Below are 26183 nucleotides of genomic sequence, written 5' to 3'. Positions count from 1 at the left end.
GTGCACCAGGATCTTTTTTGCATTTCACCCGTCGGTCCAGGCATGACGGTCCTGCCGCGCCGCCGGTCGGTTTCCACCGGATTTCCACCCGCATCTGTCCGCCTTCCCTGCAGAGGGTCGTTGGACCGGTTGCGTGCCCGGGCTGGGACGCCCGCATGCGCATCCCCCGTCCAAAGTGGAAACCATCATGAAAACAAAAACCAAAGTGCCCGGCATGCGCCGGGCCATTCGTGAACTTCCGCGTCGCTGGCCCCTGGCTGGCGCCCTGCTGCTGGTGTTGCCGGGCTCGGCCTTCGCCGATTCGGTGACCGACTGGAGCGCGTTTGCCGATACCGTGATTGCCGGTGCGGGGGCCCCGCCGCAGCAATACCGCGTACTGGCCATGACCCAGATCGCCGTGCACGATGCCTTGAACAGCATCGACCGGCGCTATCGCACCTATTCGCCGCTCGGCGCGGCCAGCCATCACGCCTCACCGGATGCGGCGGTCGCCGCCGCCGCCGCCGGCGTGCTGCGCGCGACCATTCCAAGCCAGCTCTCCTTGATCGACGCCCAGTACGCTGCCGCCATCGCCGCGCTACCGGCTTGTCCGGCCTCCGCGCCGGGTTGCGTCGGCCAAGGCATCGGAGCGGGCGAGGCCGCCGCCGCCGCCATCGTGCAGCGGCGGCAGTTGGATGGTTCGGCCACTCCGCACCTGCCGTACACGCTGGCGCCAGGTCCGGGGGTCTACCAGCCCACGCTGCCGACACCGCCGCCGCCGGCTCCCTACCCGCAGTTCGGCAACTGGGGCAACCTCAAGCCGTTCGCGATCATCAACAACCGCCAGTTCGCTCCCGGCCCCGCCCCCGAGCTCAACCTCAGGAGCAAGGCCTACGCCGACGAATACAACGAAGTGAAGCTGATGGGTTCCTTCGCCGTTCGTAACGCCGCGCCCGATTCGGAGGAAAGCAAGGTCGCCCGCTATTTCCCAGGGGGAGGCGCGAACCTCAACGCCATTGCCCGTGCCGTTGTCGCAGGAAAGGGGCTGGATCGCTGGCAGCACGCGCGCCTGTTCGCGCTGGTCAACATGGCGGTGAACGATGCGTTGATCACCACCTTCGGGGCCAAGTACCGCTACAACTTCTGGCGTCCGTACACCGCGATCCGCTGGGCCAACGACGGCAATCCGCTCACCCAGCCCGACCCCGGCTTCACCTCCTACATCACCACTCCGCCGTATCCGGATTATCCCTGCGGACTGCCCAGCACGATGGGCGCGGGGGTACAGGTGATGCGGTCCTACTTCGGCACCGACCGCTTGCCCTATTCGCTGACCGCCGCGGGCATTCCGCGTTCCTACACCCGCCTGTCAGATGCCGAGTCCGACTCTGTCGACGCCCGCGTCTACGGCGGCATCCACTTCCGCTTCGGCTGCGAGGTCGGGGTGGAACAGAGCCGCCGGGTGGCCAAGTTCGTATACCTGACGCAACTGCGGGCCAGTCGCCACTGACAGAAGTGGTCGCGACCCAGGTCGCCTGCCTGCAGGAGCGTCCTCCTGCAGGCAGGCGGTGGGCGGGAGCGCGCAGTTGGGGAAAGGGCGCGTCCATCCATCCTCAGTCCGGACTGCACGCAGCTCCCGGGAGCGGTACAGGTCCGCTGCCAGCTCCTTGCCGCGCAGGCTCCCCGAGAGTCCGGCAGGTCGCGCAGCCGGTGGCGAGTTACTGTCGGGTGTCGGCGCGAGCGCAGAGGTCAGCGACCCCAGTGGAAGGGTCCGCGACCCCAACGGAAGGGTTCGCGACCCCAACGGAGGGGTTCGCTACCCCATCGGAAGGGTTCGCGACCCCATCGGAAGGGTCCGCGACCCCAACGGAAGGGTCCGCGAGTCCATCGGAAGGGTCCGCGACTCCATCGGAGGGGTCCGCGACCCCATCGGAAGGGTCAGCGACCCCATCGGAAGGGTCAGCGACCCCATCGGAAGGGTCCGCGACCCCAACGGAAGGGTCCGCGACTCCAACGGAAGGGTCAGCGACCCCATCGGAAGGGTCCGCGACCCCAACGGAAGGGTCCGCGACCCCATCGGAAGGGTCCGCGACCCCAACGGAAGGGTCCGTGACTCCAATGGAAGGGTCCCATCTCCAAGGGAGGGGAAGACCCGATGGCGAGGTGACTTCCTCCCCTGGGATCCGACACGGGTACCGGCTACGCGTGAGCGGCGAACAGGGCCTGCGGGTCAACAACGCCAGGCGGATTCATATTGCCGTCAAGGCCAAGCCTCCGGTCAGGGCTCCCCATCCACCGCCCGGCGGCCCAGGGCGGGGTCGTCGGTAAATAGCGCATCGATGCCGGCGGCAAGGCAGGCGCGCATCTCGCCAATGGAGCCGGCCTCGTTGCGTGCCGCCGCCTCGCCGTCGCCCTTGAAGCTGGCGCCGAGGAAATGGTTCTCCGGCCGGAACGTGTACGCCACCACCTTCAATCCGGCCGTGTGCGCGGCCTCGACCAGCGTGCTGCGTGGGCTGCCGGCGTCGCCGCGCAGCTCCAGGTTTTTCACCGGTACGCCGATGGCATCGGCATAGCCGGCGATCCGGCGCAGTCCAGCGGGTTCCATCAGGTCGCCGTAGGTGGTGCCCTGTTGGGCGAGCACGGCGTCGAAAGGTTGTTCGGCGCTGTCACCCAGCAATTGCAGCAGCCTGATGTTCGGATGGTTCTGACCCAGGGTGTGGCGCAGCGCACGCAGGTTGGCCGTTTCGAATGACTGGAGGGTCACCGGCGCGCGGCGGGTGAATTCATGCGCGTCCAGCGCGGCCAGCAGCTTGTCTTCCATGGCCAGGCCGAGGCCAGCGAAATAGCTGGGATGCTTGATCTCCGGAACCAGGCCGATCAACCGTCCGCGCGTTGCGGACTCGCGCGCGGCCAGGTCGATGATCTCGTCCAGCGTGGCGATTTCGAACTGGCCGTCGTAATGCGTGGACCGCAGCTGCGGCAGGCGTTCCCGCGCGCGCAGCGTCTTCAGTTCCGCCAGGGTGAAATCCTCGGTGAACCAGCCCGTGATGGTTTCCCCGTCGATGGCCCTGCTGGCCTTGCGTGCGGCGAATTCCAGGTGGTCGGCCACGTCGGTCGTGCCGCTGATCTCGTTCTCGTGGCGGGCGACCAGCACGCCGTCGCGGGTGCTGACCAGGTCGGGCTCGATGGCGTCGGCGCCGTCCTCGATCGCCTTGGCGTAGGCGGCCAGGGTGTGTTCGGGTCGCAGCGCACTGGCGCCGCGGTGGGCGATGACAGACGCAGGAGAGGAAGTGCCAGGGGTGGACGAGGCCATGGATGCAATCGGGTCAAGGGCGGCGGCGGCAATGGGCTGCAGCGATATCAGCAGCACGACCGCCCGGCGCGTGAGGGTGAACATGAGGTCGGCCTGGTCTGGATACCGCAGTCTGCCCTGGGAAGGCTACACAATCATGGCCACGCATTGCCGGTTGCCGCACTCGGGTCCCGTGTCCTGGGACGCGACACTTCGAGAGGCAAAAAGGCGGTAGGGGAGCGACCGGACCTAACTCCCTGCGTCCAGCCTTACCAGGCCGAGCTGCAGGCCGGACGCAGCGGCCTTGCTGCGCGAGCTGACCCCCAGCTTCATTAGTATGTTCTTGACGTGGGATTTGACCGTGTCTTCCACCACGCCCAGTTCGTTGGCGATCTGCGAATTGCTGTGGCCGCGGACGATCCAGGTCAGCACCTCCAGTTCCCGGGCCGTCAATCCAGGATGCGACGCCACCGAATCGGCGAGATGCCCCACCGCATGCGACAGGTATTTGCCGCCGGCCGAGACCGCGCGAATGGCGGTCAGGAGTTCCGCAGACGGTCCGTTCTTGAACAGATACGCATGCGCGCCGGCGTGCAATGCCTTGGCGATCTCGCCGCCGCCCGCGTTGGCGGTCAGCACGATGAACCTGGCCGTGGCCGATTTCGCGTGCAGCATCGCGATCAAGGGGATGCCACCGATGTCGGGAAGACCCAGGTCCACCAGGGTGACGTCGGGGGCCAGCGATTCGAACAACGCGATCGCTTCGGCGGCATTGGCGGCCTGGCCGACGACATCCAGGTCGGTCTGGTGATCGACGATCGCGCTGATGCCGTCGCGGACCAGCGGATGATCGTCCACCACCAGCACCCTGATATTGGAAAGCGCATTCATGCTTCTACCCTTGCGATGGATTTTCCGAGCAGCAGGCGCCATGCCTTCTCCAACTTTCCCGCCCTGGGAACGCGCAGGGAGATCCGCGTGCCTTCTCCCGGTTCGCTGAAGAAATCCAGCGTGCCGCCAAGCGCCGCCGCGCGATGGCGCATGTTCCTCATGCCGTAACCGCGCTCGCGCGTGCTGACGGCCGCGACCGGGGTGAATCCCACGCCGTTGTCCGCCACCGACAGATGCAGGCCATTGGCCTCGTAGGCCAGCCTGATGACGATCTTGCGGGCATGACCATGCTGGATGGCGTTCGAAATCGCCTCCTGGGTGATCATCACCAAATGATGGTTGGCTTCCGGACGGGTCGCCCAGGCCTTGCCGGAAAAATTGATTTCCAGGTCGTCCACCTGGCCATGTGTGAGTTGCCTGGCCATCGAAGGGATGGATTCGGAAAGATCCTTCTGGTCAAGCACGGGAGGGCTCAGTTCCCACACCGAGTAACGGGCATCGTCCAGGCTGCTCTTGGCCAGCTCACGTGCCGATACCACCCGTGTGGAAGCGATGCCGGGCGGCATGCTGAGCAACGCGGCCTCGGTCTGGAAAATGATGCCGCTCAGTCCCTGGGCCAGGCTGTCGTGGATTTCGCTGCCTATGCGCTGGCGCTCTTCCATGACCGCGGCCCGCGCATGCAGCCAGCCGACGCGCAGGCGATAAATGGCCCATATCACCGACAGCGCTGCCAGCGCGCACAACAGGCGGAACCACCAGGTCTGCCAGAACTGCGGGGCCAGGTCGAAACCCAGCGTGGCTTCCTGCGGATCCCAGGCTCCGTTCTCTATTCGGGCGCTCACCCGGAACGAGTAATGCCCGGGCGAGAGATTGGTGTAGTTGGCCACCCGCTGCGTGCCGCCCTGCACCCATTCGTCGTCGAAGCCGTCCAGCCGATAGCGGAACTGGGTGCGCTCGGGGGAGGAAAGATTGGGAGCGGTGTAATGGATCTCCAGGCGGCGCGTTCCTGCCGGCAACGATACCGCCTGCGCGTTGTCGACGGAGGCTTCGTCAGCAAACATCTGCTCGATACGCGCACGCGGCGCAGCTACCGGGAACGAGGGTTGCGAGGGATCGACCACCACTACGCCCCGGTTGGTGGGGAACCACAGGCGGCCATCCCTCGCGCGCCATGCCGACGGATGGGTGCCGCCGGTGGTTTCGGCACTCTTCATTCCATCGGCCTTGCCGAACACCGTGGGCGTCAGCGATGCGAGCGAGCCGGCGGCGACAGCATCAAGGCCTTGCCGCGGAAGGCGCGCGATCACGTGGTCCGTGCCGACCCACAGGTTGCCGCTGGCGTCCTCGACGATACTGTTGACGGTGTCGTCCCGTAGTCCCTGGTGGGTCGTGTACTGGGTGAGGCGCGAATTCTCCAGGCGGAACAGTCCTCGCCCGAAGGTCCCGATCCACAGTGCGCGCCTGCTGTCCTGATAAAGCGAAATGACTACCGCTCCAGCAAGATTACCGGTTTTCGAGTGGTTGCCGATGCGGCCGTCCTTGAGGCGGTTGAGTCCGTTGTCGCTTCCGATCCAGAGGGATCCGTCTCCAGCATCCGCCAGCGCGTACAGGCTGTCGCTGTTCAGTCCCTGCGCCCGGGTGAACAGGGTGGTCTTTGCTCCAGCGATTTGCGCAAGGCCGCCTCCTCGCGTCGCCACCCAGATGCTGTCGGCGTCGTCGGAGAGGATGCCACTGACGTGGTAAGCGGGTACGCCTTGGCGGGCGGAGAACTTCCGAGCCAGCTTTCCGTCCTTCAGCTCCAGCACGCCGTTGCTGGACGTACCGACCAGCAGAGCGGGGCCGCGGCCTTCCCACATCGACCAGGTATCCAGCCGTTTGTCTGTGCTCCTGAGGTTGCGGATTCCGTTTCCATGGAACTGGTTGAGCCCATCGATCGCGCTCACCCAGATGTCGCCGGCGCGATCCTGCAGCACCGAAGTGGTCTGGTCGGCCGAAAGACCTTCTTCTTTCGCGTAGGTGGTGAAACTTCCATCCCGGAACCTGTTCAATCCGCCGGCATTGGTCCCGACCCAGAGATTTCCATCGCGGTCTTCGTACATGCAGGTGGCCGCATCGCTGCTCAATCCGTCGGCGGCATCGAACCGGCTCGTGCGCCGTTCCCTGTGTCGCAACAGCCCTTCGCTGCCGCTGGCCAGCCAGAAATTCGCATCCCGGTCGACAAGTACGTCGCGTACGGTGCCGCCGGCGACGCCTTCGATATTCCATGGTTCGAAGCGGCCATGGCTCCATCGTGCGATGTCCGCGTTACGGGTCTTGACCCACAGGACGCCGTCGGCGGTCTTGAACAAGCTGGTCACTTCGTTGTTGGGCAGGCCGTCCTTGCTGGTGAAAGTCTGGATCTTGCCGTCGCCGAGACGGTGCAGCCCGGCCAGGCTGCCGAACCAGACCGAACGATCCTTGTCGACGACGATGCCCCTGATCTCGTTGGAGAGCAAACCGTCTTTCATCGTGTACGCCTTGATCACGACGCCATTGCGGACTTTCCTCAAGCCGTCGTGGCCGCCGATCCAGATGCTGTCGTCGGCAGCGACCGCCAGCCTCATGCCCGAACGCGATCCGATCCCGGCCACGCGCGCGAAGCGTCCGTCGCGGTAGGTGAAGGCCCCATCGCTCCAAGTGGCTATCCACAGCGTGCCGTGGCGGTCTTCGACCAGGTCGGAGATGAAGTCGTCGCGAAACACCGGCGTATTGGTGTGGTCGAAGGTGGTGAAGCGCACGCCGTCGAAGCGCGCCAGTCCGGCCTGGGTGCCGACCCACAGGAAACCGTCCCTGGTCTGGAGGATCTTGGTGACCGAGTTCTGCGGCAAGCCATCGTCCGTGCGCCACACGGTATGCACGTACTGGGTCAGGGCCTTTCGCGGATCCAGCGCGCTGGCGGGTTGAATCGTCCCGGCCAGACATAGCAGCCCCAATGCCAGTAACGGCAGTCGATGGGTCAGCCAGTGGGTCATCGCAACATCGCCTTTAGCGGGGTGCCTCGGCAGCACGGCGAGTATATAGCCGGCCGAACGGATGGCAGTTGGTGTGGTGGGGGAACGGATGCGATGGGAAATCCGGGCGCGGACGCTCCGTTTCGTCACGCAGGAAGCAGGCTAACGCGCCACGTCCGTTTCCAGTACTACTCTTTGTAGTGAGTGGACATCGGCAAGCGGAGCCACCACTCGTTCTGGTGATGTGCCTGTGGGCGGACGGTGGAATAGTGTGCGGGCCTCGATGCATCAGCCCCTCGTCTCTTTACCTGGAACCCACATGACCGCCACCACACCACGCCGTTTCCGCGCCAATGGACAAGTGCACACGAATGCCGCCGGGCAGGGGATTCGCTCTTGCGCGCTGGCAGCGGCGATCGCCCTGTCGTTGTCGTTCACGGCCGCGGCGGGCGAATTGCGGTTCGCCAAGGAGCCGGTGCCTGGGCAATACATCGTGGTGCTGAAGGAATCCGCATCCGGGACCAAGCTGGAGACGTCGCGGAAACCCAGCACCGGCGCAGTCGCCGGACAGATGGGCCGGAGCTACGGCGTGCGTGTCCTGCGGTCCTATGACGCGGCTTTGCGCGGTTTCGTGGTCAAAGCCTCGGACAAGTCGCTTGCCAACCTGGTCGCCGATCCGCGAGTGGCCTACGTGGAGGAAGACGGCGTCGTACGCATAGCGGAGACCCAGACCCGGCCGACCTGGGGACTGGACCGCGTCGACCAGCGCAACCTTCCCTTGGACAACGCATATTCCTACGTCACCACCGCCGCCACGGTGCATGCCTACATCATCGACACCGGCATCTACCCGGCGAACAAGGATTTCGGCGGCCGTGTCAGTGGAGGTTTCAGTGCCGTGAACGATGGCAACGGCACCGTGGACTGTCACTACCACGGCACCCATGTGGCCGGGACCGTAGGCGGCGCCACCTGGGGCGTCGCCAAGCAAGTGCAGTTGCATCCGGTGCGGGTGCTCGGTTGCGGTGGTGAGGGCACCTACTCCGAGGTCATCGCAGGGGTCGACTGGGTTGCCGCCAATCACGTCAATCCCGCCGTGGCGAACCTTAGCCTGGGTGGTGGCGCATCGCAGGCGCTGGACGATGCCATCGGCAGGCTGGTCGCTTCCGGCGTGGTGACCGTGGTCGCCGCCGGAAACAACGGCGCCGACGCATGCGGCTTTTCGCCAGCCCGAGCCCCCGCAGCCATCACGGTCGGCGCTACCAGCGCTACCGATGCCCGCGCAGGTTTCTCCAATTTCGGAAGCTGCGTGGATTTATTCGCCCCTGGCGTGGGCATCAAGTCGGCCGGCAACACGACTCCGGATTCGACCAACATCCTCGACGGCACTTCGATGGCCTCACCGCACGTGGCGGGCGCCGCCGCGCTGTTTCTCGCCCTGGAGCCCAATGCGACCCCGGCGCGCACCACGGCCGCGATCCTCAATGCCAGCAGCCGGAACAAGGTGGCCAATGCGTCGGGTTCGCCCAACCTGCTGTTGTTCTCGAGGGCATTCAACACCATCAATGGTCCGGTCTTCGTGGACTTCACCGCCACCAGCACCGGGCTGATCGCAAGGTTCGCCGATACATCAACAAGCAACTCGGGCTCGATCGTCAGCAGGTCCTGGGATTTCGGCGATGGCGGGAAATCCAGCGTAGCCAAGCCGACGCATGTATATCCACGCAGTGGCGTCTATACCGTAACGGAGACCGTTACGGACAACGCGGACTACACCGAAAGCCGAAGCAAGACCTTAACGATCCGCTGATCGTAGGGACAGTTGACCCACCGGCTTCAGCGATTTGGCGCCGACGTTGCGGGAAACGTCGGCGAGCCGTGCCTGTCGTCAATGAAAGTGATGTTCTTCTGCAAGCCTGGCCGCATTCGAGAAGAGCGCGCCAGATCCGAATTCACCTAATTATTCGAGATCCGAACCAATGAAGCAGTCAGCAGCGAACGTGGGCGTCACTTCCGGCAACGGTCACTCGGCTCGCCGGAAACGTCTGGCGATCACCCCGATCGCCGGCGCCGTTCGCTCGGTCCTGGCCGTTTCCGGCACCCTGCTTGCGCTGATGGGTAGCGGCAGCGCGCTCGCCGGCACCTGCGACATGACCGCGCCCAACACACTGTCCTGCAATGGGGAGTTCTTCACCACGGCACCCGATGGGCCGGTCGTGCCGGTGGTGGACATGACCCTGGTCCTCGGCGACGAAGAGCCCACCAGCGTGACGCCGCTGGCCGGGCAGACGGGCGTGGAAGCGACCTGGGGCGGCACTGTCGGCGTGACCAGCTTCGCCGACATCGCCACCGACGGCGCCAGCGGCATGCTGGTGTTCGGCACCACCTCGGCCACCATTGACAACCAGGGCACTATCACCACCAACGTCACCACCGATGGCGCCATGGCCCTGGATGTGTACGCCAACGGCGATATTTCGATCAGCAACAGCGGTGAGATCTTCGCCTACAGCGCGGGCATTTACGACGTTACCGCCATCAACACCTATTCGAGCGGCGGCGATGTCCTGATCGACAATCTGGCGACGGGAACCATCACCGCCACCGCCCAGGACGGCAATGCCATCGGCATCCTGAGCTTCGCGACCAGCGCTGGAACGTTTTCCAACGAAGGCGCGATTACCGCCACGTCCGTACATGGCGCGGCCATCGGCGTGCTGGACCAGGCCTACAACGGCGATGCCACTGTCACCAACAGCGGTTCTATCACCGCCAACGCCACCTATTACCAGGGCATCGCCGTACTGGCGTCTTCCACCAACGGCAGCGCCAGTGTCGACAACTCCGGATCCATCACCGCTTTCGGTGGCGAGGATCAGAGCTTTGGCATCCAGGCCTCCGGCCTGCTCGGCAGCGACATCGCGAATAGCGGCACCATCACCGTCCACTCGACCGCTGGTTCGATCACCGGCGCCTTGGCGTCGACCTATGAGGGCGACGCCAGCGTGAGCAACGGCGCCACCGGCTCCATCTTCGGCTACACCTCCGGAACCGAGGATCTTGTGGGCATGCAGGCCGATTCGGTCGACGGCGCCGCTTCGGTCGACAACGCCGGCTTCATCCAGCTGATCGGCCGTGTAGGCCAGAGCACCGTCATCGGCATGGCCGCCTACTCCGGTACCGGCAGCACGATCGTCAACAACGGCTACCTGCTGGCCGGTTCCTATTCGGGCGCGACGATCGCCGCCATTGCCGTGGCGCAAACCGGCGATGCCTCCATCACCAATGGGGTAGCCGGCTACGTGCGATCCGTCGGAGTGAGCTTTGACCCTTACTCAAGTTCGACGGGGCTCATTGCGCAAGCTTTGGACGGGAACGCCAGCGTTGCCAACGACGGCAGGATCGTTTCCTCGTCGATCTATGGTGACGGCGCAGGCATCAGGGCGTTGGCCTCGGGCGGCGACGCCAGCGTCACCAACACCGGAGACGTAGCCGTCGCCGCTCGACTGTTCAGTAACGCACTGGGTCTGAGCGCAGTCTCCTCGACCGGGCTGGCGACGGTGGAGAACACCGGGCATCTTTCAGTGCAAAATCAAATCCTCTTGGGCCGGGTAGAAGATATCAATACGATCAGGGGCCTCCAGGCCTTCAGCTACGCCGGGACCACCGTAAACAACAGCGGCATCGTCGATGTCGGCGGCGCCTGGCTCGCCAAGGGCATCATTGCCGTGGCCACGTATGGCGACGTAGTGGTAAACAACTCGCAAACGGGGCAGTTGTTGGTGAGGGGACTCAACGCGTTCGGTATCGAAGCACAGGTCACCTACGGCGATTTCCGTGCATCAGTCGACAATGCCGGCTCGATCAAGGTCATCCAGACCGGGAACTGCTACTGCTCGGCGACAATCCCGGCAGGTACTGGTATTGCGGCAACGTCCTTGAATGCGGCCGGAATCGATGTAAGCAACTCAGGAAGCATTGACGTCACGTCCCAGCACAATTCGTACGGCATCCGCACGATGAACTACTTCTTCGGTGGTGATTCGGTGGTGGAAAATTCCGGCACTATCGACATTTTCTCCTCCGGCCTCAACTCCGTTAATTTTGGCATGTTGTCCTGGTCCACCGCTTCGAACGCGAGTCTAGTCAATTCAGGCGACATCACGATTGAAATGGCCGCCAAGGAGAACACCAACTATTTCAACGTGGACTTGGCCGTAGGAATGCGTGGGGTCGCGGGAGCGCCGCACAACTCCAATACCATTACCGGAAACAACATCCCTGATGGCGCGGGTGACGCTCTTGTCGTGAACTCCGGAGCCATCACCATCCTCGCTGCGCAGGCTGCCTATGGAATGCAGGCGGACGGACAATACCAGCAGGCCGTAATCAGCAACTCGGGAGATATCAGGCTCGTCAGCGAAGGTCTGCACAGCACCGGCACAGGCGTGTTCGCGAGTGCACCCAACTCCCGCTATGCGGAAGACTACTCGTACAACAGCCCCAACAACGGTGCGATCGTCGACAACACCGGAGACATCTGGGTCCAGGCGCAAGAAGGCGCCAGAGGGATCCGAACGTTTTCCGATAATGAGTCGGGCGCATACGTAAGCAACTCCGGAGACGTGACGACGCTGGCTGCAGGCGGCTTTGCTTACGGTGTGCTGGCCACAAGCTTCAATAACCTGTTGTTGACTGGAGGCACGCCGATCAGCAGCGACCTCGTCATCAGCAACAGCGGCTCCATCTCGGCAATCAATCATGCCGGAACCAACGAAGACGATTTCCGCGGTGGCGTCAAGGCGATGGGTGTGCTGGCGACGAGTTTCACGAATAACCTCGTCGTGGAGAACACGGGCGATATCGTGGCGGAGGCGACCGCTGCAACCTGCGATTCTGCTGCGTTCGCCTACGCTTGCTTCAGCGGCGCGACCGTCGGATCGGCCGTCGGCATCCTGGCAGCCAGTGGGCACGGCCACTACCACGGCTACTATGCGGGCGATATCACTGTCGTCAACGCCGGCACGATTTCCGCTTCGGTCCATTCCAGCAGTTCAACGGAGATGAAACGCTACGGTTCCTACTATTCGGGTGGCGCATTTGCTGCGGGCATTCTGACGGTCGGCGACTACGGCGACATCGACTCGACCAACGCCGGGATCATCACCGTGTCGGCCAAGGGTGAAGGCTATACCCCCGAAGGCCAGACTTTGGAAGGCTGGGCCACCACGGCGGCGGGCATGATGGCCTCTACCTACGGCTCACTTGACGAAGACGTCAGCGAAATAGCGCTGACCAATATTGGATCGATCACGGTATCGGCCGAAGCAGTCTATGCAGACGGCACCGCGCTGGCGATCGGTATCGGCGCCCAGCACGATACTTTCTATTACGACGGCGGCTATTACGGAATCTTCGACGGCGAAAGCAACGGCGAAGGCATCATCACCGTTACCAACGCAGGCTCCATCTCCGTCGTGGCCTCGGTCACCGGCGAAGGCACGGGCGCGGCGACCGCCAACGGCATCTCCGCCGTCAGCGTCGCCACCAACGGTGCGGTGAACATCGCCAACGATGGCCGCATCCAGGCGGTGGCGACAGGCCCTGGTGCGGTGTACGCCAATGGCGTGCTCGGCTCTGCCGTCTCGGTGGCCACGGTGCTGGGAGAAGACAGTGTCGTCGTCGTGCAGGCCACGGGCCTCAGCGGCACCGCCATCGCCCTGTCCCTTAGCGGCGATGCATTGAGCGGGAGCAACGCAGGTATCCTGCAGGCCGAGTTCATCGGCGGCGGCGACACGTTCGGTGCGCGCATCGCCTCCACCGGCGCGGTGGCCTTCAGCAACAGCGGCACCATCAACGCCACCGACGCCGACCTGGCCGTGGGCGTGCAGCTGGACAGCCTCACCGCCACCACCTTGGTCAACAGCGGCACCATCAGCGCCTTCTCCGGGGGCGCCGGGATCGCCGTGCGCACCGGCGACTCGACCGACCTGATCCAGAACACCGGTACCTTGAACGGCGCCGTGGCCACCCAGGCGGGCAACGACACGCTGGACAACGCCGTCGGAGCCCTGTGGCATGCCACCGGTTCCTCGGACTTCGGCGCCGGCATCGACACCGTCACCAGTGCGGGCACGATCCTGCTGGACAACGCCGCCATCAGCCTGGGCGATGCGGCCAGCTTCGACAACGCCTTCAGCAGTAGCGGGCTGATCCGGGTCTCGGGCGACAACACCCTCGACCTGGGCGCACAGAACGCCATCGCCTTCACCAACAGCGGCATCATAGACTTCCGCGACGGCGCCGCCGACGACATCCTGACCCTCAACGGCGACTTCGACGGTAACGGGACGATCAACCTTGATGTCAGCGGGCTCAACAGCGGCAGCGACCTGCTGTACGTCAATGGCAACGTCGTCTCCGGCAGCACCAGCAAGATCAACGTGGCGCTGATGACCCTGCCCACGACCAAGGACGCGAACATTCCTCTGGTCTATGTCTCCGGCGATTCCACCGCCAGCTCCTTCGCCCTGGGCGAAGTGCGCTACGACCCGGACCAGAGCTTCCTTACCCTGACCTACGACACCGAACTGGAAGCGGCCATCGATCCCAGCAACGCGATCGCTGACGTGTTCTCTCTGGGCATGAAAGTCAGTGGCCTGAGCGATTCGGGCACATTGGCAGCGACCATCGCCCCGGGTGCGCAGAGCCTGCTGAGCAGCCAGGTCGGTACCTGGCGCCAGCGCATGGGCGTGATCGACTCCTTCCGCCGTGGTGGGGTGGCCATGTGGGCGCGCCTGTTCCAGGACAGCGGCGTGGTCAGTCCGCAGCACAGCGCCAGCAACTTCGGCCAGGACGGCAACTTCGCGTTCGACCAGCGCAACTCCGGCACCGAAGTGGGCGCCGACTTCGCTCTCTCCGATGAGTTCAGCCTGGGCCTGCTCGCAGCCAAGGCCGACGGGCGCCAGCACCTGCTGGGCGAAGGCCAGGGCAGCAGCCGGATAGAAGGCGATTCGGTCGGCGCCTACGCCACCTGGATCTCTCCGTCGGGTTTCTACCTCGATGGTTCGTATCGCCGCATGAGCTTCGACGCCAAGCTCAACACCAGCGTCGGCCAGATACGCACCAGCGGCGACGCCGATGCGGTGAGCCTGGAAGCCGGTTATGCCTGGACGCTGGGCAACGGCCTGAAGGTCGAACCGCAGCTGCAGTACACGCGCATCACCGTGGACGACATCCAGGCCTTGCCGGGCCGGTTGGCCAGCTTCCAGTCCGAAGGCGGCGATTCCTCACGCGTGCGTGCGGGCGTGATGTTCCGCCAGGGCTTCGCCAGCGGCAGCGCGGTGTGGACACCGTACGCCTCGATCAACGCCGTACGCGAGTTCGATGGCGAGAACAGCTTCTCCATCAATGACGACTTCTCCGGCCGCACCAGCGCCGACGGCACCAACGCGCTGGTTGAAGCGGGCTTGAACGTCGACATCGGTCGCCTGTCGGTGTTCGGCGGTGCCAACTGGCAGGACGGCGGCGCGCTGGAAAGCATCGTCAGCGGACAGGTGGGCATGCGCTTCGCCTGGTGATCAATGCGGGACGTTGCCTTGCGATAACGGCAACGTCCGGGATGCATCCACCTTCAGGATCGTCATCCCAGCGAACGCTGGGATTCATCCTGTTTTCGGGTGACAACTTCCGGGCAGAGCAAGAACACCAGGAGCAGAGCAAGAGCACCGGGAGCAGAGCAAGAGCACCAGGAGCAGAGCAAGAGCACCAGGAGCAGAGCAAGAGCACCAGGAGCAGAGCAAGAGCACCAGGAGCAGAGCAAGAGCACCCCTCCTCAATCCTCCCCTGCGCTTCGCGCAAGGGAGGAGGCTAGAAGCAACAGCAACAGCAACAGCAACAGGAACAGGAACAGGAACAGGAACAGCAAGAGCTGCGCAGGTGCAGCAGGAACGCGTTGCCGCCGCCCGTCTGCGAGTTTGACCCGCGCGGTTTCCAGTAGGTAATACGGTGACAATGCGGTTGGCACACTGATTGACGGAGAGTTCGATGGCAAGCAGGAAAAGTAGTCGCGCCGACGCAGAAGTCGTCGACGCTGAAGTCACCACTAGCGATGCCAGCGTCGACGATGGAGCAGGCCTGGAGCCAGTCACCGCCGAGGCGCAGATTCCCACGCCCGAACCTTCCGGCACGCCTGATGTGGCAGTGCCGTCCGCGACTGGCGCTGGGCCCAAGGCTCCGCTGGACATCACCCAGATGAAGGTGGAGAAGAGCTGCTCGCGCGGCCTGGCCGCCTGGCTGGCCGGCAATCGCCTGTCGCTGGCGATCTCTTCCTACCAGACCGGCCGGGTCTACCTGGTCGGCAGCGACAAGAGCGGACGGGTGTCCTTCTTCGAACGCATCTTCGAACGCGCCATGGGCATCGTCGGCAATGCCCAGCGGCTGTACCTGGGCGGGCTGTACCAGCTGTGGCGCTTCGAGAACGTGCTGCGTTCCAACGAGGTCATCCACGGCCAGTTCGACAAGTGCTACGTGCCGCGCAACGCCCAGACCATCGGCGACCTGGACATCCACGAACTGGGCATCCGCAAGAATGGCAAGGTGGTGTTCGTCAACACCAAGTACTCATGCCTGGCCGAGCTGAGCATGACCCACAGCTTCAAGGTGATCTGGAAACCGGACTTCATCAGCAAGCTGGCCCCGGAGGACCGTTGCCACCTCAATGGCCTGGCGATGGTCGATGGGGAGCCCAAGTACGTCACCGCGGTGTGCAAGTCCGATGCGGTCGATGGCTGGCGCGACCGCCGCAAGGACGGCGGGGTCGTCATCGACATCGACAGCAACGAGATCGTCTGCGAAGGCCTGTCCATGCCGCACTCCCCGCGCTGGGCCAACGGCAAGCTGTGGCTGCTCAATGCCGGCACCGGCCAGCTGGGCTGGGTGGACTTCGAGAACAAGGCGTTCGTGCCGTTGACCTTCCTGCCCGGCTTCGCCCGCGGGCTGTCGATCATCGGCAACATGGCGGCGGTGGGCCTGTCCAAGCCGCGCAACCAGCGCTTCGAGGGCCTGCAGCTGGACCAGGAACTGACCAGGCGCGATGTGGAGCCGTGGTGCGGGGTGCAGATCGTGTCGCTGGCCAATGGCGACGTGCAGCACTGGATCCGCTTCGATGGCGACATCACCGAGATCTTCGACCTGTGCTTCCTGCCCAACGTGCGCCACCCGATGATGGTGGGACTGCGCACGCCTGAAATCAGGGACCTGATCACCTTTGAAACAGAACTCCAGCAGGAAGCGATTGCATGAAGATGTCCACGGTAATTCGCACCGGGCTGGCCTGCATGCTGCTGGCCAGCGCCAGCGCCAGCGCCTCGGCGCAGGCTCCCGACCCGGCGCCGGCGCCGGTGGCGCAGACGCAGGGGACGGCCGATGCCGGCACTACCTTCAAGCGTTGGGACACGAATAACGATGGCAGCCTGTCGGGGGCCGAGTTCGGCGCCGGATGGCGGGAAGTGCAGGCCGTCAACACCCTGCGCAACCTGCGCGACAACTTCGCGGCCAAGGACGCGGACCGGAACGGCACCCTCGACGATGCGGAATACCTGAAACTTGATCTTGTCCGCAAGGCCGGCGCCGCTGCGCCGACCATGGCCACTTTCGATGCAGACAGGAACCGCAGCCTGGATTTCAAGGAATACGTGGGCCTGGTGGCCGCACTGGCCAAGCCCAAGCCTTGAGCACCCGCGGGCCCGCCGCGTGTACGCGGCACGTTACGGTGGTTTCGCCACCAGCACGAGTTGGGACGGATGGGGTGCTTCGGCCAACCTAAGCCCTGAATGACGGCCGCGCTGGGCGATGGCGGTGGCATACGGTAAGGTATGGACATCGTCATCCGAACCAGCTCGCCCCCATGACCGCGCTCCGTCCTGGCCTGACCCTGGGCATCACCATTGCCGCCGCCTGCGCAATTGCTGCTGCGTTGGCCGGAAGCGCCTGGGCATGGCTGCATTTCCTGGCCAAACCGCTGGCCACCTTGCTTTTGCTTGTGCTGGCGTCGACCGCAGCCAGTCCGGTCTCGCCGCGCTATCGCGCAACGATCCTGCTTGGATTGTTCTTCTCCCTGGTCGGTGACGTCTGCCTGATGCTGCCGGCCGACCTGTTCCTGCCGGGGCTGGTCGCCTTCCTGCTGGCGCACCTCTGCTACATCGCCGCGTTCGCGCCGGGATCGGACGCACGCACGCGGCTCGCCTGCATTGCCCTGTTCGCCGTGTTTGGCGGGGTCAATCTCTACGGCCTGTTGCCGAGGTTGCCGGCCGACATGCGCGTACCGGTGCTGGTCTATGTGGCGGCGCTGGTGGTGATGGCGGGGCTGGCTTTGGCACGCTCACGCAGCCTGCGCAATGCAGGGGCGCAGCCGGGGCTGGCAGGCAGTGCGCGCGCCGCGGCGATCGGCGCGGCGCTGTTCGTGCTCAGCGATACACTATTGGCCTGGAACCGCTTCGGCGGCGGCATCCCGCTGGCTTCGCTGTGGGTGCTGGCCACTTATTACGTCGCGCAGTGGTACATCGCGCGTTCGGTCGACCTGCACACGGGAGGGCAGTGACCATGGCGGAAAAGATCATGCTGTTCGCCATCCCCGGGTTCTTCATCCTGATGGCGCTGGAACTGCTGGCGGCGTGGATCATGAAGCGCCGCGTGTACCGCCTCAACGATGCCATCAACAGCATCGGCCTGGGCGTGCTGTCGCAGATCGTCGGCGTGTTCGCCAAGGTGCTGACCATCGGCATCTACGCCTGGGTGGTCCAGCGGGTGGCGCTGTTCGACCTGCCCACGGACAAGGCCTGGGTCTGGATCAGCGCGCTGGTGCTGTACGACTTCTGCTACTACTGGCTGCACCGCATGGGCCATGAAGTGAACGTGCTGTGGGCCGCGCACGTGGTCCACCACCAGAGCGAGCTGTACAACCTGAGCACCGCGCTGCGTCAGACCGGCAGCGGCGTGCTGCTGGGCTGGGTGTTCTACCTGCCGATGGCGCTGCTGGGCTATCCGGTGGAAGTGTTCGCGGTCGTGGCCGTCATCGACCTGCTGTACCAGTACTGGATCCATACCGAACTGATCGGCAAGCTGGGCTGGTTCGATCGCGTGTTCGCCTCGCCGTCCAACCACCGCGCCCACCATGCGGTCAACGATCGCTACCTGGACCGCAACTACGGCGGCATCTTCATTATCTGGGACCGGTTGTTCGGCAGCTTCGTCGAGGAAGACGACGTCGACCGGCCCATCTACGGCACGCGCGCGCCGTTGCGCAGCTGGAATCCGTTGTGGGCCAACGCCGAGGTGTACTGGGCCATGGCCAAGGGCGCGTGGCATGCACGGCGCTGGCGTGACAAGTTGCGCGTGTGGGTCGCGCGCCCGGGCTGGCGGCCGGCCGATGTGGCGGAACGTTTCCCCAAACCCGAATTCGACCTGCAGCGTGCCGACTACGACCCGCCGGTAGCGCGTGCCATGTCGATCTATTGCCTGCTGCAGTTCGCGCTGGTGCTGGGCATGGGCGTGCATTTCCTGCAGGTGGCACCGACGCTGGCGCTGCTGCCGGTGCTCGCCTACCTGGTATTCCTGGTCGGCTCGCTGGGCGTGATCGGGGCGTTGCTGGAAGGGCGCAGGTTTGCGCCCTGGCTCGAGTTGCCACGTTTGCTGGTGCTGACGCTGGTGCCTGTGGTCACGGGCCAATGGCTGGATGGCAGCGTGCTGCCCATGGCACTGCGCATCGCCTTTGCGGCGATCGGCGCGGCCAGTGTCATCGGCTTGCTGCTGGCCTGGCGTGGCCTGCCGCCGCCGGACGGCGTCTCGCTTGCGGCGACCACGCACCGATAGACTGGGCCACCCACTTCAGCAAGGCGAAACCATGGCCCGTCCGAACTACATCGAATTGCCCGCTGCCGATATCGCGGCGGCGAAGAAGTTCTACGCCGAGATTTTCGACTGGCAACTGACCGATTTCGGGCCCAGCTATGCCTCCACCCTGACCGGTGACGTCGACATCGGCCTGCAGGGCGATGCGGCGGAAGCCACCCAGGCGCCACTGCCGGTGATTGCGGTCGATGACCTGGAAGCCACCCTGCAGGCCGTGATCGCCGCCGGCGGCAGGATCGTGCGACCGATCTTCGCGTTTCCGGGTGGCCGCCGGTTCCAGTTCCTGGATCCCAATGGCAATGAACTGGCGGCTGTTGTCGCGACTGAATGACGCAGAGGTCCGCGTGTCTCGCCAGCGGAGACCGCGCACGGCTAGAGTAGGCGCCCCCATCCGTATCCGGTGCCGCACGTGGCCAAGGCTTCCCTGAAATCCCGCACCGCCTACGTCTGCGCCGAATGCGGCGCCGAGCACAACAAGTGGCAGGGCCAGTGCGGCGAATGCGGCGCCTGGAACACCTTGTCGGAAATCGTGCTGGAGTCCGCCTCCGCGGCGCCACCCGCAGCGCGGCGCAGCGGCTGGGCCGGCAAGCTGGAAACCCCGAAGATCACCGCGTTGAAGGACGTGCGCAGCAGCGAAGAAGCGCGCGTGTCCACCGGCATCGGCGAGTTCGACCGCGTGCTTGGCGGCGGCCTGGTCGAGGGCGCAGTGGTGCTGGTCGGCGGTGATCCCGGTATCGGCAAGTCGACCCTGCTGCTGCAGGCCATGGCGCAGATGTCGCAGACCCTGCCTTCGCTGTACGTCACCGGCGAGGAATCGCTGGCCCAGGTGGCAGGACGCGCGCTGCGCCTGGGCCTGCCGATGGACGGGCTGCAGGCGCTGGCCGAAACCGGCATCGAGAAGATCCTCGACCACGCGGTGGCCGCGCAGCCGAAGATCATCGTCGCCGACTCGGTGCAGACCCTGTGGACCGAGTCGTTGACCGCCGCGCCCGGTTCGGTCAGCCAGGTGCGCGAGAGCGCGGCGCGACTGGTGCGCTATGCCAAGGAAACCGGAACCGCGGTGTTCCTGATCGGTCACGTGACCAAGGACGGCGGCATCGCCGGCCCACGCGTGCTCGAGCACATGGTCGATGCGGTGCTGTACTTCGAAGGCGAAAGCGGCAGCCGCTTCCGCGTGCTGCGCGCGTTCAAGAACCGCTTTGGCGCGGTCAATGAGCTGGGCGTGTTCGCGATGGGCGAGAAGGGCCTGAAGGAAGTGCCCAACCCGTCGGCGATCTTCCTCTCCGGCGGCAGCACCCAGCAGCCGGGTAGCTGCGTGATGGTTACCCGCGAGGGCACGCGTCCGTTGCTGGTGGAGGTGCAGGCGCTGGTGGATTCGTCGCCGCTGTCGAACCCGCGCCGCGTGGCGGTCGGCCTGGAACAGAATCGCCTGGCCATGCTGCTGGCGGTACTGCATCGCCATGGCGGCATCGTCACCAGTGACCAGGACGTGTTCGTCAACGTCGTCGGCGGCATCCGCGTGCAGGAAACCGCGGCCGATCTTCCCGTCCTGCTGGCCGTGCTTTCGTCACTGCGCGACAAGCCGCTGGCCGAGAAGACCATTGCCTTCGGCGAGGTCGGCCTGTCCGGCGAGATCCGCCCGATTCCCAATGGCGAGGAGCGCCTGCGCGAAGCGGCCACCCACGGCTTCAAGCGCGCCATCGTGGCCAAGGGCAACGCGCCGAAGTCAGGCGCCTTCAAGGCCATGGAAGTCATCGCCGTGGAGCGCCTCTCCGACGCCCTGGAAGCCGCCTCGGAATAATATTGTCTTGCAGGTCTTGCAGGTCTTGCAGGTCTTGCAGGTCTTGCAGGTCTTGCAGGTGCGACGCAAGTCGCGAAGCCCTCGGCAGTTCAGATGTAGGTGCTTCGCGACTCGCGTCGCTCCTACAAAAAGCGGAAGCGTGCACGTCAAGCGACCGGGCAGTTGCTCGGTCGACGCAGGCTCCAATAGAGGTAAGCGAGCAACCCCTGCAGGAGCGACGCAAGTCGCGAAGCCCTCGGCGGTTCAGCCGTGCGTGCTTCGCGACTCGCGTCGCTCCTACAACGGCGGGCAACTGTCGCGACTTCAGGCGCGCACGCCGGGGCAATTTCTTACGCCAGCATCCATGTTCAACCGATAGCCATGGCGGGCATCGCGGGGGATTCTGGATGCATGCGCGATTACATGCCGGAAAGCTTGCGAGACTGCCCGAGACCGGGCCACGCGGCGCTTCGCAACGGCAGGAATTCAATTGCAGGCCAGCTCTACCTGGTGACGTTTACTACCCATCGGCGCCAGCCACTGTTCTCGGACTTTGACCTTGCAATGGACGCTGCACGGGAGATCGCCGACTCCCGCTCCTGGACACGATCCACTCTATTGGCATGGGTATTGATGCCCGACCACTGGCACGGCCTGATCGAACTGGGGGAGGGAGAAGCGTTGCCCGCGCTGATGCGACACTTCAAGTCGAACGTGTCGCGGCGATTGCGGTTGCGACATCCCAACATGGGGGCGCTGTGGGGTAAATCTTTCCATGACCGTGCGCTACGCGCTGACGAAGCTGCGATGGCGGCGGCGCGCTATATCGTGATGAACCCGGTGCGCGCCGGGTTGGTTGGCAGGGTCGGCGAGTATCCGTTCTGGGATGCGGTGTGGGTCTGAGGGGTTGAGGGCTTCGCGACTTGCGTCGCTCCTACAGAATTCCGCTATCTCGGAGCGCGCGGACCTTGTAGGAGCGACGCGAGTCGCGAAGCTCTGGAAGTTTCAGCATTCGAGACTTCGCTACTTGCGTCGCTCCTGCAGGCTCCCGCCATCCGGGGCCGGGTCAGTGACCCCCGGCCGCGGCGCCGCCGCCCAGCTTCGCGGCGAACGGCGGCTTGGCGATCCACACGAACACGATCACGCACAGGAACACGATGCCCAGCAGGTGGAAGATCTCGTTGAAACCGATCTGGACGGCCTGCTGCGAGATCATCTGGTTCAATGCGACCGCACCCCGCTGCAGGTCACCGCGCCCCAGTGTTTCCACCGTCTGCAGGGTGGCCGGGTCGTAGGCGGAAATATGCTCGGTCAACTGCGCGTGGTGCACGGTGCTGCGTTCATTCCAGGCCCATGTGGTCAGCGAGGCGGCGAAGCTGCCGCCCAGGGTGCGCACGAAGGTGGCCAGGCCCGAACCGGCCGCCAGCTCATGCGGTTCCAGGTCAGACAGCAGGATGGTCAGCACCGGCATGAAGAACAGCGCCACGCCCAGGCCCTGCACCAGTTGCACCATGGCCACGCGCTGGAAGTCCACGTCGAGGTTGAAGCCGGAGCGGAAGAAACTGGTCGCGGCCATGACGATGAAGGCGAACGTGGCCAGCCAGCGCAGGTCCATCCTGGTCGCGTACTTGCCCACGAATGGCGTGAGCAATACCGGCAGGATGCCGATCGGCGCACTGGCGAAACCCGCCCAGATGGCGGTGTAGCCCAGGTTGCGCTGCAGCCACAGCGGCACCAGCAGGCCGACCGCGAAGAACGCCGCGTACGCCACCACCATGGCCGCGGTACCGGCGGCGAAATTGCGGTGGCGGAACAGGCGCAGGTTGACGATCGGATCCTTGTCGGTGAGTTCCCAGATGATGAAGATGGTCAGCGCGACCACCGCGATCAGCGCAAGCGCCACGATCTTGGTGGAGTTGAACCAGTCTTCGTCATTGCCCAGGTCCAGCAGGATCTGCAGCGCGCCCACGCCCAGCACCAGCATCGACAGGCCCATGTAATCCATCTTCGGGCGCTCGAGTTTTTCCGGGCGGCCCTTCAGCTGCCTTCCGACCACGATGCTGGAGAAGATGCCGATGGGAATATTGATGAAGAAGATCCATTCCCAGCTGTAGTTGTCGGTGATCCAGCCGCCCAGGATGGGTCCGGCAATCGGCGCCACCACCGTGACCATGGCCAGCAAGGCGATGGCCTGTCCGCGTTTCTGTGGTGGGTAGATCGAAATCAGCAGGGCCTGGGTGACCGGGTACATCGGACCGCAGACGAAGCCCTGCAGGGCACGCGCGCCGACCAGCAGGCCCATGCTGTTGGCCAGGCCGCACAGCAGCGAGGCGATGACGAAGGCCAGCGTCGCCCACATGAACACCTTGCGCTCGCCGAAGCGCCGCACCATGAAACCGGTCAGCGGCAGGGCGATGGCATTGCTCACCGCGAACGAGGTGATGACCCAGGTCGCCTGGTTCGAGCTGGCGCCCAGGTTGCCGGAAATGGTCGGCAAGGAAACGTTGGCGATGGTGGTGTCGAGCACCTGCATGAACGAGGCCAGCGCCAGGCCAATCGTGGTCAGCGCCAGGTTCGGTGGTGCGAACGGCTTGGCCGCGGGCTGCGGCGTCGCCGGCAGCCCGGGGCTGTTGTCCCCGCTTGCGATGGTGGCCATTGGCTAGCTCAGTTGCGTGCGGAAGCGGGCAGGTTCTGTTCGATGACCTGGGTGATCAGTGCATCGGCATCCTGCAGCTGCTTTTTGTAGGCCACGGTGGTCAGCACCGGCTTGACGTCCTTGCGCGCGGCGGCCAGCGACGGGCCGGTCTGGTCGCGTACGCTGACGTCCACGCTCATGCTCAGGCCCAGGCGCAGCGGATGCTCGGCGAGCTGCTTCGGATCCAGTTCGATGCGCACCGGAACACGCTGCACGATCTTGATCCAGTTGCCGCTGGCGTTCTGCGCCGGCAGCAGTGAGAACGCGCTGCCGGTGCCCAGGCCCAGGGCCGCGACCTTGCCGGTGTATTCGACATCGCCGCCGTACAGGTCGGCATGCACTTCGACCGGCTGGCCGATGCGCATGAGGCCGAGCTGGGTTTCCTTGAAGTTGGCGTCCACCCACACCTGTTCCAGCGGCACGATGGTCATCAGGGCGGTGCCCGGCTGCACGCGCTGGCCCAGCTGCACCTGGCGCTTGGCCACGTAGCCGGACACGGGGGCGACGATGGCCGAACGCTGCAGGTTCAGATACGACTGGCGCAACTGCGAGGCGGCGACCTGTACCTGCGGTTGTTCGGACAGGCTGGTGGCATCGACCAGTGCGCTGCTGCGCGACAGGTTGCCGCGCGCGCTGCCCAGCGCGGCTTCGGCGGCGGCGAGCACGTCGCGTGCATGCGCCAGTTCCTCGCTGGAGACCGCGCCACTGGCGACCAGTCCGCTGCGGCGGGCGACGTCGGCGCGCGCCTGCGACACGGCCACCTGGCGCGCACGCAGATCGGACTGCCCGGCATCGACGCTGCTGTACAGGCCGCGCACCTGGCGCACCGTGCCCGCAAGATTGGCGACGGCCTGGTCATAGGCGACCTGCGCATCGTTGGCGTCCAGGTGGACCAGCGCCTGGCCGGCTTCCACCTTCATGCCGTCATCGGCATCGATGCTGATCACCGTGCCACCGGTCTGCGGCACGATGCTGACCACGTTGCCCTGCACGTAGGCATCGTCGGTGTCCTGGTGCCAGCGCGCATAGAGGAAGTAATAGGCCAGCCAGGCGATGGTGCCCACGATCACGAGCACCGCGAGGATCAGCAGCGCACGCCTGCGGTTGTTGTTGCGGGGCGCGGCCGGTGCGGTATCGGTTGCGGCGGGATTGATCTTGGAAGTCATGGGGTGGCCACGGTGTTGGCAATGGGAGAGGTGGGTTGTTCGAGGACCAGGCCGCCGCCCAGGGCGCGGTCGAGATCGATGGTGGCGTTGAGTCGCTGTGCCTGCAGGCCGGCGATCTGTTGTTCCAGCTGCAGCAGCGGGCGCTGCGCGGCCAGCACATCGAGCTGCGTGCCCAGCCCGGCGCGGTAGCGAGCCTGGGCCAGGCTCCACGCGGATTTCGATGCAGCCAGTGCACGCCGGGAGGAATCGACCTGCTGGTCCAGCGAGCGCGCGGCCTGCAGTGCGTCGGTGACCTCATGCAAGGCAGCTACCAGCGACTGGTTGTAGTTGGCTACGGCCAGGTCGTAATCGGCGTCACTGGCGTCGAGCTGGCCGCGCAGGCGGCCACCGTCGAAGATCGGCAGGCTGATGGCCGGGCCACCGAGGCCGAGCAGCCCATCGCTGCTGAAGAGATCCGACAGGCCGGCCGAGGCCAGGCCCACGATCGCGCTGAGGTTGATGCTGGGTTTGAACGAAGCCTTGCTGGCGTCGATGCCACGGCCTGCGGCTTCCACACGCCAGCGCGCGGCCACCACGTCGGGACGATGGCCCAGCAGCTCGCTGGGCAGCACGGCGGGAACGCCGGGCGTACCGGCCTGCAGGATTGCCGGGCGCGTGATTGCCAGGCCGCGATCCGGACCCTGGCCCATCAATGCGGCAATCATGGTGCGTGCCATGTCGATCTGCTGCTGCGCCGCCTGCGCCTGCTGTTGCGCGCTGCCGATGATGCTTTCGGCCTGGCGCAGCTGCAGCTGGTTGTCCAGCCCGGCCCTGACGCGTTGTTCGCCGAGGCCGCGTAGCCTGGAAGCGCGCTCGTGTTCCCGGTTGACCACGTCCAGCGCGGCATGCGCCTGGGCCAGGCCGACGTAGGCGCGCGCGATGTTGGAAGCCAGGGTCAGGCGCGCCGCCTGCGCATCGACTTCCGCCGCCCTGGCCTGGCCGACCGCGGCTTCGAACTGCGCGCGCTTGCCGCCCCACAGGTCCAGGCCGTACTTGAAGTTGAACATCACCACGGTGCTGCCTAGGTAACTGCCGCCTTCGGGGGGCGGGAGCAGCGTTTCCGGCAACTGCACGCCCGAATACTGTGCGCTCGCCGACAACGTGGGCTTGCGCGCCTCGTCAGCCAGCCCGGCCTGCGCCTGTGCCTTGCGCAGGCGCGCATCGGCTGCTTCCAGCGAGGGCGTGCCTTGCAGCGCTTCGACGATCAGCGAATCCAGTTGCGGGTCGCCCAGCGCAGACCACCAGTCCTGGGCGGGGAAATTTGCCGCACTGAGTTCATGCCCGGAAAGGCTGCGGGTGGACGCCAGCGCGTCGCCATCCAGCGGTCGCGCGTCGGGCGCCAGTCCGTGGGTGCTGGCGCATCCGGCCAGCAGCAGGCCAAGCACGAGTGCGGAAGCCACGGGCCGGCCCGCGTGTGTGGTTGAGGGAGTGCGCATGGAGA

The 26183-nt window shown here is 65.2% G+C and carries 17 protein-coding genes; 10 read left to right on the top strand and 7 right to left on the bottom strand.

Annotated elements, in window-relative coordinates; all coding sequences use genetic code 11:
• Positions 1-187 precede the first annotated feature (187 nt).
• Positions 188-1489 (top strand): vanadium-dependent haloperoxidase, encoded by a 1302-nt coding sequence (locus tag DT603_RS08135; RefSeq protein WP_162349365.1) that lies wholly within the window; start codon positions 188-190, stop codon positions 1487-1489.
• A gap of 768 nt (positions 1490-2257) precedes the next feature.
• Here the strand turns inward: DT603_RS08135 and DT603_RS08130 are convergent.
• From DT603_RS08130 to DT603_RS08120, 3 genes are all read right to left on the bottom strand, one after another.
• On the bottom strand, positions 2258-3376 hold the full coding sequence (locus DT603_RS08130; RefSeq protein WP_170295407.1) for a glycerophosphodiester phosphodiesterase: 1119 nt from the start codon (positions 3374-3376) through the stop codon (positions 2258-2260).
• Positions 3377-3520: 144 nt separating this feature from the next.
• Positions 3521-4162: a response regulator gene (locus DT603_RS08125; protein ID WP_162349364.1), complete on the bottom strand. Its 642-nt coding sequence runs from the start codon at positions 4160-4162 to the stop codon at positions 3521-3523.
• Entirely contained in the window at positions 4159-7173 is a 3015-nt protein-coding gene (locus DT603_RS08120; RefSeq protein ID WP_162349363.1) for a sensor histidine kinase, read from the bottom strand. Before DT603_RS08120 ends, DT603_RS08125 begins: the two co-directional genes overlap by 4 nt.
• A gap of 298 nt (positions 7174-7471) precedes the next feature.
• On the opposite strand from DT603_RS08120, the gene DT603_RS08115 reads away from it, so the two are divergent.
• The gene (locus DT603_RS08115; RefSeq protein WP_162349362.1) at positions 7472-8962 is read left to right on the top strand and encodes a S8 family serine peptidase; all 1491 of its coding nucleotides are present in this window, start codon (positions 7472-7474) and stop codon (positions 8960-8962) included.
• 213 nt (positions 8963-9175) lie between these two features.
• On the opposite strand, the gene DT603_RS08110 is transcribed toward DT603_RS08115, so the two are convergent.
• Positions 9176-9385 carry a hypothetical protein gene (locus DT603_RS08110; RefSeq protein ID WP_162349361.1) on the bottom strand — a complete coding sequence of 70 codons (210 nt, stop codon included), beginning with the start codon at positions 9383-9385 and terminating at the stop codon, positions 9176-9178.
• A 34-nt stretch (positions 9386-9419) separates the two neighbouring features.
• On the opposite strand from DT603_RS08110, the gene DT603_RS08105 reads away from it, so the two are divergent.
• The 8 genes from DT603_RS08105 to DT603_RS08070 all read left to right on the top strand — a co-directional run bounded on the left by DT603_RS08105 (position 9420) and on the right by DT603_RS08070 (position 21745).
• Positions 9420-14732 carry an autotransporter outer membrane beta-barrel domain-containing protein gene (locus tag DT603_RS08105; RefSeq protein ID WP_162349360.1) on the top strand — a complete coding sequence of 1771 codons (5313 nt, stop codon included), beginning with the start codon at positions 9420-9422 and terminating at the stop codon, positions 14730-14732.
• 466 nt (positions 14733-15198) lie between these two features.
• Entirely contained in the window at positions 15199-16455 is a 1257-nt protein-coding gene (locus tag DT603_RS08100) for a TIGR03032 family protein (RefSeq protein WP_246191673.1), read from the top strand.
• Complete coding sequence (locus tag DT603_RS08095) at positions 16452-16886, top strand: penta-EF hand family protein (RefSeq protein ID WP_162349359.1); 435 nt, start codon at positions 16452-16454, stop codon at positions 16884-16886. The genes DT603_RS08100 and DT603_RS08095 overlap by 4 nt, the downstream gene beginning before the upstream one ends.
• Before the next feature lie 173 nt (positions 16887-17059).
• Complete coding sequence (locus tag DT603_RS08090) at positions 17060-17752, top strand: lysoplasmalogenase (RefSeq protein WP_162349358.1); 693 nt, start codon at positions 17060-17062, stop codon at positions 17750-17752.
• A gap of 2 nt (positions 17753-17754) precedes the next feature.
• Positions 17755-19023, top strand: a complete 1269-nt coding sequence (locus tag DT603_RS08085; protein WP_211368347.1) for a sterol desaturase family protein — start codon at positions 17755-17757, stop codon at positions 19021-19023.
• Positions 19024-19054: 31 nt separating this feature from the next.
• On the top strand, positions 19055-19393 hold the full coding sequence (locus tag DT603_RS08080) for a VOC family protein (protein ID WP_162349356.1): 339 nt from the start codon (positions 19055-19057) through the stop codon (positions 19391-19393).
• A 78-nt stretch (positions 19394-19471) separates the two neighbouring features.
• The gene (radA, locus tag DT603_RS08075; protein ID WP_162349355.1) at positions 19472-20863 is read left to right on the top strand and encodes a DNA repair protein RadA; all 1392 of its coding nucleotides are present in this window, start codon (positions 19472-19474) and stop codon (positions 20861-20863) included.
• 390 nt (positions 20864-21253) lie between these two features.
• Entirely contained in the window at positions 21254-21745 is a 492-nt protein-coding gene (locus tag DT603_RS08070; protein ID WP_246191672.1) for an REP-associated tyrosine transposase, read from the top strand.
• Positions 21746-21908: 163 nt separating this feature from the next.
• Here the strand turns inward: DT603_RS08070 and DT603_RS08065 are convergent, their stop codons facing one another.
• The 3 genes from DT603_RS08065 to DT603_RS08055 are packed head-to-tail and all read right to left on the bottom strand — an operon-like array spanning position 21909 to position 26178.
• Positions 21909-23498 (bottom strand): DHA2 family efflux MFS transporter permease subunit, encoded by a 1590-nt coding sequence (locus DT603_RS08065; protein ID WP_162349354.1) that lies wholly within the window; start codon positions 23496-23498, stop codon positions 21909-21911.
• 8 nt (positions 23499-23506) lie between these two features.
• On the bottom strand, positions 23507-24703 hold the full coding sequence (locus DT603_RS08060; RefSeq protein ID WP_162349353.1) for an HlyD/EmrA/EmrK family protein: 1197 nt from the start codon (positions 24701-24703) through the stop codon (positions 23507-23509).
• Positions 24700-26178 carry an efflux transporter outer membrane subunit gene (locus DT603_RS08055; RefSeq protein ID WP_162349352.1) on the bottom strand — a complete coding sequence of 493 codons (1479 nt, stop codon included), beginning with the start codon at positions 26176-26178 and terminating at the stop codon, positions 24700-24702. Before DT603_RS08055 ends, DT603_RS08060 begins: the two co-directional genes overlap by 4 nt.
• Between the last annotated feature and the right edge of the window lie 5 nt (positions 26179-26183).

This window comes from Pseudoxanthomonas gei (genome assembly GCF_010119615.1).
GTDB classification, from domain to species: Bacteria; Pseudomonadota; Gammaproteobacteria; order Xanthomonadales; family Xanthomonadaceae; genus Pseudoxanthomonas_A; species Pseudoxanthomonas_A gei.
This window is presented reverse-complemented; position numbering and strand designations above follow the sequence as displayed.